Below are 1,667 nucleotides of genomic sequence, written 5' to 3'. Positions count from 1 at the left end.
CGCCGATGGTACTGCACCCGGGAGGGTGTGGGAGAGTAGGACACCGCCGGACAACCATTCACGAAGAGCCCCGACCACCACGGCCGGGGCTCTTCGCATTTAACGGTCCGCCGCATGCAACCCCTGAAGAAGGCCCCCCACCAACGTGGAGGCCTTCTCTTCGTTAAGGCCCATGGTGCAATGCCCCCAGGCCGTGCTAGCTTTTCAGGTGATCGTGAACCATCCGCAGGAGGTGAGACCCATGAATGCAGTATCCCCATTGGGCTCTCCAGGTTGTCCACGATCCCGCGACTGAAGTAGTCGCCGTCGGGAGCCCCTAAGCCGCATGACGCGAAAGGCAACTCCCATGCAAACAAAACCTTCTTCAGCGATACGTGCCACTGCAGCAGCAGTGCACGGATCATCCATTTCCAATCAGTATCCGGGTCCGCTTACAGCCGCGCTCACTTCACGTTCCCCGGAAGGCCGCGCGTTGGTCCTCGGGGGCGGCGGTTCCACCGGCAATGCGTGGCTTATTGGCGTCGTGGCCGGTCTTTTCGACGCAGGCCTTGATGTCGCAAAGGCTGACCTGATCATTGGCACATCTGCGGGTGCCACCGCAGCAGCGCAGATAGTCGCTGCTTCACCTCGTGATCTGTTTGCTGCCACCCTCGCGCCGATACCAGGGGCCCAGCGCCGCCCGCGCGGGAATGGTCCCGGATCTGGTCAGACCGGCGCAGTGGTGGACCATCTGACGCGGATGAACCGCATTGTTGCCGGCTCGTCAGACGCGACCGACATGCGTCGCAGAGTGGCCAAGGCTGCACTGGAACTGGACGCGGATTCGGACGATTCCTGGAGTGGGCAGTGGCGCTCAACTGTTGCCGCGCGGCTCCCGCAGCAGGATTGGCCTGAGCAGGAGGTGCTCATCACGGCTGTCGACGCCCGCAGCGGCGAGGCTGTCGTGTTTGATCGCAGGAGTGGCGTTGCCTTGGTGGACGCAGTGGCAGCCAGCTGTTCCAGCGGCCGGCCCTACAGGATTGGGGACGACAGGTTCATTGATGGCGGTTTCCGCTCGAATGCCGAAAACGCAGATCTGGCAGCCGGCTACGGCAGGGTGCTGGTCCTGTCACCTTTCAGCGGCAGATCCCTTCAACCAGTGGAGTGGGGCATGCACCTGGGTACCCAGGCTGATGCTCTACGCGCAGGCGGCAGCACAGTGGAGACGATCTTTCCCAACGCAGAGAATGACCACATGTTCGGCGCAGATGCCATGAACATTGCACTGCGACCGGCCGCCGCCCAGGCCGGCTACGAGCAAGCGGGACTACTTGCCGGAAGACTGATCGATCTCTGGGGCTGACCACACCGAGGGGCTCCCAACAAGGTGGGAGCCCCTCGAAATAACTCCCGCGCTTCCGGTGGCATTTTGTGTGTGGTTTCACCGCCTTCGCGGCGGTCCATGTCAGGGAGTGACGGCATAGCCTTCCCAGTCCAGGAACGCGCCGGGACAGTGCTTGCACCGAGCTGGCCACCGAACCAGGGATTAGGTGGGCTGGCAGCTGCGCCTTCAAAGCGTCCCTGAACCTATCAGGTGTTCGACGGCGGTGTGGTGGGGGTTTTGGGGGTGGTTGGGTGGTGGTGTGGGGGTGGATTTGCGTTGGGGGTTGGGGGCGTGTATTGTTTTC

The 1,667-nt window shown here is 62.7% G+C and carries 1 protein-coding gene; it reads left to right on the top strand.

The window, feature by feature from the left end; all coding sequences use genetic code 11:
* Nucleotides 1-346 precede the first annotated feature (346 nt).
* Complete coding sequence (locus tag BMY91_RS22870) at nucleotides 347-1,342, top strand: patatin-like phospholipase family protein (RefSeq protein WP_090826488.1); 996 nt, start codon at nucleotides 347-349, stop codon at nucleotides 1,340-1,342.
* Nucleotides 1,343-1,667 lie beyond the last annotated feature (325 nt).

This window comes from Arthrobacter sp. yr096, from assembly GCF_900108925.1.
GTDB lineage: Bacteria > Actinomycetota > Actinomycetes > Actinomycetales > Micrococcaceae > Arthrobacter.
Note: the sequence above shows the minus strand (reverse complement) of the source record. Positions and strands in the feature narration are given on the sequence as shown.

Coding starts and splice junctions, on each gene's coding strand:
- BMY91_RS22870 (WP_090826488.1), top strand. CDS start 347: ATGCAAACAAAACCTTCTTCAGCGATACGTGCCACTGCAGCAGCAGTG.